The sequence below is a fragment of the Azospirillum sp. TSH64 genome, from assembly GCF_003116035.1.
Classification (GTDB): domain Bacteria; phylum Pseudomonadota; class Alphaproteobacteria; order Azospirillales; family Azospirillaceae; genus Azospirillum.
In genome coordinates this window covers 3,520,430-3,529,236 of record NZ_LGQW01000015.1, presented here as the reverse complement: position 1 = coordinate 3,529,236, position 8,807 = coordinate 3,520,430, and the positions used below count along the sequence as shown (strand labels likewise).

Genomic DNA, 8,807 nt, shown 5'->3' with positions numbered 1-8,807 from the left:
GGCAAAGGAAACCGACAGCACATCAGCGGGTTTCCGGAGGGGTATCGTCAGATCAAGGTTTTGGAAACCGCCTCTAAGGCTCATGGACTACGATCTGTCTGCCGGACACTGATCCCTCTCCCCTGTCGGCTTTGGGATAATGTTCCTTATTTGTTCTGTCGGCAATGAGGTTTTGGAGAAGGTTGCTGAGTGACGACACGGCTTCAGCCGCCTACCAAGCCAAGTTTTCAGCTTTTTCGCCGAAAGGGTTGCTACGAAATGCCTGAGCCTATGCTTTCGTGGCGGGCAATCAAGCCAGCAGCTGGTCGTGCTCGAGAACCATAACCTTGATCCCAAGTGTGCTGACTCTGCTGTCGATCGTGTTCGGTACCATCAGGCGTCTGCATTTCGAACTCGGACCTGCCCTCTGGCGGAGGAAGAGCTTGTAAAAGCTTCATTGTATCAACCCAATGATTCCATGTTGTGAGTTCGAGGGGGGGCGGGCTGCCATGCCGTCACCAGGATCAGCCGGTCTCAGGTTCATGGGCAGCCGAGTTTTCTAAGTTTTCTGGGGTTTTCGAGATTTTAGAAAACTGGACTAAACTCCCTATACACGAGGCCCACTTCAGCTAATTCCATGCTTGTTAGATGGAAGAAATCAATCGTGGGTAGCGGTTTGTTCATGTCCATCCACCGAAGGTGGTGGCGATGGCATTCCTCTGGGAAACCTGGAGATTCAGGCTGCCGAACATCAGCAGGAAGGAGCCGCGGCGCTGTATGCCGTCGTCGACAGCTAGGCGGTAAACTCATAAATCTTCTTGGCCTAGAGAGTGGTGCCGTGATTCAAGGGTTTCCCGAAGGAGCCCTTGATGACGCGCCGTCGCTACGAACTCACGGACCAGGAATGGTCGATCCTATCGCCGCTACTGCCGAACAAGCCGCGCGGTGTACGGCGTGTGGATGATCGCCGGGTTCTGAATGGTATTCTGTGGCGGTTCCGCACCGGATCGCCCTGGGCGGAGATACCGGAACGGTATGGTCCTTCGACGACCTGTTACAACCGGTTCGTGCGATGGCGGAAGGCCGGGGTCTGGGATCGGCTTCTGGAAGCGGTATCGGCAGCCTACGACGGCGACATCGTGATGATCGACAGCAGCTGTGTTCGCGTGCACCAGCACGCTGCCACGGGAAAAAGGGGGCTGGAGACGATGGCGGCATGGGACGTTCCCGTGGGGGCCTCACCAGCAAAATCCACGCGCTCGTCGATGCGGAAGGCCGCCCCGTCCGTCTGCGCCTGACTGCCGGGCAGGTTGCCGACTGCATCGAAGCCGACGCTCTGACGGAGGATCTTGGCGAGGGGGCCATCCTGTTGGCCGACAAAGGCTATGATAGCAATGCCATCCGCACCAAAGCCGCCGAGCGGAAGGCTTGGGCCAACATTCCGCCCAAAACCAACCGCAAGGGCAGCTTCGTCTTCTCGTCCTGGCTCTATCGTCAGCGGAACCTTGTCGAAAGGTTCTTCAACAAGATCAAACAGTTCAGAGGTATCGCCACCCGATACGACAAACGACCCGAAAATTTCCTGGCGGCCGTGAAGCTCGTCGCCGTCAGGCTATGGTGCCAGGGATTATGAGTCTACGGCCTAGCTTGGCGGTGTCATCGCGACCCGATCGAGGCGAGCACTCCCCAGCCCTGGAAGCGCTCTGTGCCGACGGGGCGCGCATCGTGATGCTGACGGGCGGCAACAGGACCATTGTCGAGGCCATGGCGCGTCGCATGGGCATCTACGAGGTTAAAGCTGAGGTGCTCCCGATCCAGAAGCATCAGGTGGTCCGTAAGCGGCTGGACCCTGTCGCCGGTGATCGCCGCCGCGATGGTGTTGAGTTCGGTATCGTGGTTGGTATTGCCCTACGGCTGCGCAGAACCCGCCTGTGACCCGAAGCGAGCCTGAGCGCTATTCGAGTTCAGGATCTTCGGACAGGGCACGTCGGACGCCTTCGCCGCCTGACTTGCTGTGGATAAGAAACAGAACACCGCCCTTGGCAAGGGCACGGCCAAGCGCTTCAAGAGTTGAAGCGCGCGGGTTTACCGCCTCGTCTTCGATGAGTTGGAGCGTTTTGCTCGACACACCAGCCCTGGACGCGAGTTCGGTCCGAGACCATCCGAGCAACCCGCGCCCCGCCCGGATCTGGCTAGCGCTCGGTAACATGCGCCTAAAGATTCCCAGTTGGGACTGAATGTCCAACGGAAGATGCAGACGCGCCGAATGGGTTCTCTCAGAAGAACTAATCTTCTTCTGTAAGAAGATTCATGCTTGCTTGAGCCTGTTTCGAAGCGGTACATAAATTTATCGCGGAGAGAAGGCATGCGACTCGGCACCGGCGTCCACCAATTGATGGGGGTGATGTTGGGAAGCTCTCGGTACAGCAAGTACATTCAGAGCCCTGCGTGGTCGACCAACCCAGCCCGGTTAGCCGAGCTCAGGCTGTCTGGCGGCCGTTGTCGGCTCTGTAACCGGCAACAAAGATTGACGGTGCACCACCGGACGTACGTTCGACTGGGGCGGGAGAGTGTTTCTGACCTCACGACGCTCTGCCATGACTGTCATGAAATGGTTACGGCAGAACTCCGAAAACGGAAATATTCGAGAAAGCGGCTGCCGCCCCTCATTCCTGTCGGCGCTCCCATGGAGCGTCATCTGATCGACAGCACCTCTGGATGGCGCCATGTTGTTCTCTGAAACCTTACGCTTCCGCCTTTGCGGAGTTGCACCGCTGTTGATGCGCAACAGTCGCCTTGTCGATCCTTTGGACGACTACTCACGCGAAATCTCGGCCATCGCAGGAAAGCGACACAAGACGATCAGCGACCATGAGCGCTTGGCCCAAGTCGAATGGCACGGCAGTGTCTGGGTGGATGATGGGCGACCGTGTATCCCCGCTCATGTTATCGAGGGGATGATCGCTGCCGCGGCCCGCACCCGGAAGCGTGGTGGGCACGCCCGGTCAGGCCTCATCTGCACGGCCAATGCGCCGCTTGTTTACGAAGGGCCAAGCACGTTGGACGATCTCTGGAAAGATCCCAGGTTCCAGTTGCGCATGCCCGTTCGGACGCCAAAGGGGCGTGTTATGCGTACCCGACCGGCGTTTCCAAATTGGCAAGCGACTATAGAAATCAAATTCCTTCCCTCAGTTGTTGACGAGAATTCTATTGAAGAGTGGCTGAGATTAGGAGGCGATCTTCTCGGAATTGGAGATTTCCGCCCCCGCTATGGCCGGTTTTCTGTAGAGGCCGTGGCGAATACAGAAATTGTAAGCTCAGATCCGGCAGGGCGTGTTCTGGCATGTCAAGCCTCGGCGAGGCAGGGCTCGGCTACCTCAGAGGGGGAGGTGCCTGTCACCTCCCTCTCTCGCCGCCCTCAGGTGAAAAACACCAAAGCCTTACCAGAGCATTTGCAGCAGAAAGAAACCACGCCTCAGGAACAGTCCTGACTTGGTCGGGTTCTGAAATCTTGTCGTAGATCAGCAAGCTGTCGGAGGTCGTGCCCAACACGCACGCGATCATGACAAAGGTGTCTAAGTCTGGAGCATTGAAATCTTGAAGCAATTAGTCGCGCCTAGGATGCGGGGTGCTTAAAAATTTGGGGCAGTATATCTGTTATGCCTTCCTCACAACATGCAGCTTTCGGTCTGTATAGGTTCGGATGGCGAGTTTTCGGAGCTGTCGAAAATTGGGTTAACTTCCCGATACCTTGAGGCTGCAACAGCAAGGTCGCTGAAGAGCCAGTTTTGCGGCCCGCTTAGCGCCGTCCCTCGGTGTCCGTCAGGATCAGATAACCGGCAGCAGTTTATTCTCGACCGTTTCCATTGGATGTTCTCCTGTCGACATGTTGAGCGGGACATCAGAGGTCCGGGCGGCAGCCGACGGGCAGGACACGGCCGAGGTTGGTCAGCATTTCCACCAGGGTTCCGTCGGCGGAGGTGCGCAGGAGCCTCCCCCGGTACGGATGGCGCGCCATCATGCATTCGATATGGTTTCAGGCGTTAGCTTCATTCCTGCCGGTGACCGGCTCGTCACTCGCAAATGCGAGAACCTTAGCATGCTTACTGCACTGTCAACGATTTTTATGAACAGGTGCACATCTTTAAGTCTACATTTTTATTGTGCTGATATGCTTGATAGGTGTACTTCGGCCGGGCGATGATACTCCATGCGCGCATTGCGCGTTGGAGAGAATGCGCCGCTAAGGGGGCTGACTTGAAGTACACGGATTTGTCGCACGAGCAGTTGGTGAACTTGCTCGTGAAGCGCGATGCGCAGAGCAAGCTCGGGTTGGTTTGGGAGCGCAGGGACCACCTGCCGGACTCCGCCATGAACGCCGACTTCGTGGCGATGAACCTCGCCGATTTTGATGGTTGTGCCGGAGGCGCTCCGTACCGGAACCTGATCATCGAGGGCGACAACTACGACGCTCTACGATGGCTGTGCATGACGCACACCGGCCGGGTCAAAGTCATTTTCATCGACCCCCCATACAACACTGGTAACAAGGATTGGGTCTACAACGACGACTTCGGCTGCCCCGATGACCGGTATCCGCAGTCGACCTGGCTGGAGTGGCTTTACCAGCGTCTGATGCTGGCTCGCGACCTTCTGACCGAGGACGGTGTCGTCCTCGTCTCCATCAGCGACGATAACCGGTCGAAGCTGGATCTGCTGATGGAAGAGGTTTTCCCTGGAATGCGCAAGGGGAGCTTCGTTTGGCGCTCACGCATCGGCGGGAACGATGCCGGTGAATGCTATTTCTCGGTTAACCACGAGCACGTCCTGGTTTACGGCGGCCCGAAGTTCCGCTTCGGGGGCAACCGGAAGACGCTCGCGCACTATTCCAACCCGGACAACGACCCGCGAGGCGACTGGTTCGCCGACAACCTGACGGTCTCCGTCAAGTACACCGATAAGCGCGCGGGCAACGCTTACTATCCACTTCACGATCCCAAGACAGGCATCTGGTATCCCTGCAATCCGAACGGTGTCTGGCGTTTCGGGAGTAAGCAGTTCCTGAAGAAGGGGCAGAAGCTCAAGAAGGCGTCGATGGAGGACCTGATCGCCGACAACAAGGTGATCTTCCCCGTTGGCGAGCGCACAGCCGTCTGGAACACAATGGACGAGCTTCTCGACGCCATCGACCGTCAGGATGTGCCGTTCCGCGGGGGTGTCCCGGTACTCCGTCAGGGGTTGCCGAACCTTGAGTTCTGGGTCGGCAAGACCGTCGGCTGGGGCAGCCCCAAATACCGGCGCCATAAGTCCGAGCTCAAGTCGGAGTTCAGCCCGGTCTCCAGCTGGGTTCGCACGAAGGTGGATGAGCACGGTGCCGAAGACGGCTTGGTCGAATTGTCTTCGCTCATGGGCGAAGAGGGGACGACGCTCCTGAACAAAATGTTCGGCGAGAAGGTCTTCGATTATCCAAAGCCGCTGTCGTTGATGACCGATTTGCTGAAGCAGGTGGCATCTGACGGGGACATCGTGCTCGACTTCTTCGCCGGGTCGGGTACGACCGGCCATGCTTTATTGGCTCTAAACGCTGAGGATGGTGACGACCGTCGGTTCATCCTGGTCTCCTCGCGCGAGAAAACTGGCGAAGACCCCAATCGAAACCTTTGCCGCGATGTCTGCGCTGCTCGGATCCGGAAGGTCATCGGGGGCTTCAACGGCACCGAGGGACTCGGCGGAGACTTCGCGTACCTGCGAGCCGAGCGAATCGCCTTAGAAGACATTGCTTACGATTTCACCCCGGAACAGATCTGGGTTTCCATCCTGGCGATGCATGACCTGCCCATCGTTCCGCTCGACACGGGCAGGGTGGTCAACGCTGCCATCACCGACGACCGGGTGGCGGTTGCCTACTGTAATAAGTTTACCCAAGAGGCCGAGGATATGTTGCGCCGCCTCGCGGCCGACCACAGCGTCTTTGTCTACACCTGGACGCCAGGCCTCGTCGTGGATGCGTTCCGTGGCAGCAACAGCATCGAAGTCCGAGCGGTGCCGGACGAGTTCATGAAGAGGTTCCACGCATGACCGCCGAAGCCGCTATCGCCTCCCTTGTCGGAGGACCGTCCCTGCTGCCGCTCCGGAAATTTCAGACGAAAGCATCGGACACCATTTTGAACGTCGTGCGCGACACCGCAGCGAAAATGGAGGCTGCTCGCGACCGGCGCCGGGACATCGCCAAGGCGCAGGGTGTCACCCTTCTGCGGGCGCCAACAGGCAGCGGGAAGACCCTCACTGTCGGCCGGACGCTGGAACGCATGGTAGGCGGGCTGCCCCGAAAGACTTGCTGGTTCTGGTTCACACCGTATTCCGGCTTGGTCACGCAGACGCAAGACGCGTTGCGCTCGCAGTGCCGCAGCATTCGGATGCGTGACCTGAAGACCGACCGCCACCTCAAGGTAACCAAAGATGGCGATGTCTTCATTGCGACTTGGGCCAGCGTAGCATCCGCGAAGAAGGACGCGAAGAAGGCCCGGAGGAACCTGGAGACGCTGGCGGGCGTCGATCTGTTCATCGCCGCCCTCCGCGCCGATGGCTGGTACATCGGCGTGGTCATCGACGAGGCTCACCTCAACTTCGGTACCGGTGCGCGACGGGCGGCGGAGTTCTACCTCGACGTTCTCCAGCCGGACTTCACGATCCTTGCGACCGCGACGCCCCGGGACGAGGAACTCGAGCGATTCGCGAAGATCGCACGCATCGGCACGCCGAATCGCGTAGAGGTCGGCCGGGAGGAGGTCGTTCGGGCTTGCCTCAACAAGCCTGGCGTCCGCGCGGTCCACTTCCGGGCCGAGGAGAAGGACAAGAACCTGTTCGACATGGAAGAGGTCGCCATCTACGCCGGATGGGAGCGACACTTGGCCATCAAGCGCGCTTTAAAGGACGAGGGTGTCGATCTCACCCCGTTGCTGCTGATCCAGGTCGAGAACGACAAGGAGGGGGAGGACGACCGGGTCAAGCAGGTCGTCACCTTCCTGAAGACGCTGAAGGTTCCCGATTCGGCAATCGGTTGGCACACCTCGAGTGAGCCGGACCCATACTTCCATACGTTGGCCTACGACGAAACCAAGGAAGTTCTGATCTTCAAAATGGCGGCCGCGACGGGCTTCGACGCCCCGCGCGCTTGGACGCTGGTGTCGCTGCGCAAATCGGTGGGCGAGGAGTTCGGCCTTCAGGTTCTTGGGCGCATTATGCGCGTCCACCCCCGGGTTCAGCACCTGCACGCCTTCGCATCGGAACCGCCTCGTCTGCCGAACCATATCCTAGATCATGGCTACGTGTTCCTCGCCAACCCAGACCAGCAGGTTGCGATGACTGCGGCGGCCGAGGAACTCAAGACCATTCAGGACAGCATCGAAACGGTCACCGACAACGTCGTGGTTGTTAACTTCGGGTCGTCGAAGGCGGCCCTCTTCGATCCGCGGTCCGGCTTCGCGGAACTCCTGGTTCCGCCCACACCGGCTTCAGGAGACAAAGGCGCCCAGGAAGCCGCAAGTGCCCACGAAGACGTTCATGAAAAGCCGGAGTCCACATCGGACCCCGATTCGTCGGGCGGACACGCCAAGGAAACGGTGCAACGCGCGGCGGCGCTTCGGGTCCAGTCGGCGCTCGACTTCATTCTCGAGGCTCCCGAGCCGTCCCTCGTTCGCAGCGCCGGGAAGGAGAGGCTGTCCAGCGCCGATCCTGGCACTTCGAGTTTCAAGGTGCATCGCTATCCTCTGAGGACCGACATCACGTTCCCCCGGCGCCTCTCGCGCGAGGTGAAACCGCGCACAATGGACGGGTTGGTGGCCTGCATCGCCGAGCGCATTCAGATCGACGATGCCGTCGTGAACCTTGTGAACCGTACCAAGGGCAAGGTGGTCGTGACCGAGGAGGAAGTCTTCGGCCACGAGGTGTTGGTCGGGACACAGAGCGTTCCCATTTCCAATGTCCGGATCGCTCAAGAAGCCCAGATGGCCTTCCGGTTCAATGATGGCATCGACGAGCGCGAACTCAGGCCTGCATTGGTCAATCGACTCCGGCGTGAGCTCGATGACCGAGGGCAAGAGGTCGAGGAGAAGGACCTGCGCAGGGCGGTGAATCTCATCGCAATGACCCGGCCGTCTCTCCTCCACGACGCTTGCCGGTCCTGTCTCGCCAGCGTGGTCGAGATCCATCAGGACGTCGACATTCCCGATCACATAGAGGCAATGGGCACTCTGCAACGATCGGCAAAGTCCGTGTATGGGGTGTTTCCGTCAACTATGAACCGTGAGGAGCGGGCGTTCGCCGATTTGCTGGATGCTGACACGACCGGGACGGTCTTGTGGTGGCTGCGCAACGTTGAAAATACCCGCTGGGCGGTTTCCATCGTCCTGCCGAATGGACGGCTGCACTACCCGGACTTTGTCATCGGGGTGGATGCTCGGCGGAAGTCGGAGGACAACATCGCGTTGGCCGAGGTGAAGGACGATGGCAGGACTGGGCGCTTGTTCAGTCGCGGAAACACCGACAAGGTTCGGTCCGAGCACGCTCGCTACAAGTCCGCCCTGATGGTCTACAGGGACGAAGTTGGCGACTGGATTAAGGCCGTTTACCGTGCCGACATTGAGCGGCTGACCGACGGGGAGCGATTCAAAATCAGCGACCTCGTTTACACCCAGTGAGCGCATGACCCTTGAGATGCCTCCTCGAGGAGGCATCTCTTTCCGCTTATTCGATACGTGGCTTTGGGGGATAGTTCCCCCAACATGGGCCGTCGACGTCGGTCGTCCAGCAGCCCGGCTTGGGCACTA

Annotated in this window: 5 protein-coding genes; all 5 read left to right on the top strand. The window is 59.2% G+C overall.

Annotated elements, in window-relative coordinates; translation table 11 throughout:
* The first annotated feature begins 848 nt into the window (after positions 1 to 848).
* The 5 genes from TSH64_RS17435 (at position 849) to TSH64_RS17410 (ending at position 8,678) form a co-directional block, all read left to right on the top strand.
* Positions 849 to 1,612, top strand: a protein-coding gene (locus TSH64_RS17435) for an IS5 family transposase (RefSeq protein ID WP_109446791.1) whose coding sequence is annotated in 2 segments (ribosomal slippage) — positions 849 to 1,179 and positions 1,179 to 1,612 — 765 coding nt in all. Because the reading frame shifts where the segments join, the coding sequence is not laid out codon by codon here.
* 92 nt (positions 1,613 to 1,704) lie between these two features.
* Positions 1,705 to 1,914 (top strand): hypothetical protein, encoded by a 210-nt coding sequence (locus TSH64_RS17430; protein WP_158285386.1) that lies wholly within the window; start codon positions 1,705 to 1,707, stop codon positions 1,912 to 1,914.
* 791 nt (positions 1,915 to 2,705) lie between these two features.
* Positions 2,706 to 3,470 carry a hypothetical protein gene (locus TSH64_RS35365; protein ID WP_146208044.1) on the top strand — a complete coding sequence of 255 codons (765 nt, stop codon included), beginning with the start codon at positions 2,706 to 2,708 and terminating at the stop codon, positions 3,468 to 3,470.
* Positions 3,471 to 4,236: 766 nt separating this feature from the next.
* On the top strand, positions 4,237 to 6,057 hold the full coding sequence (locus tag TSH64_RS17415; protein ID WP_158285385.1) for a site-specific DNA-methyltransferase: 1,821 nt from the start codon (positions 4,237 to 4,239) through the stop codon (positions 6,055 to 6,057).
* Positions 6,054 to 8,678: a DEAD/DEAH box helicase family protein gene (locus TSH64_RS17410; protein ID WP_109446783.1), complete on the top strand. Its 2,625-nt coding sequence runs from the start codon at positions 6,054 to 6,056 to the stop codon at positions 8,676 to 8,678. The genes TSH64_RS17415 and TSH64_RS17410 overlap by 4 nt, the downstream gene beginning before the upstream one ends.
* Positions 8,679 to 8,807 lie beyond the last annotated feature (129 nt).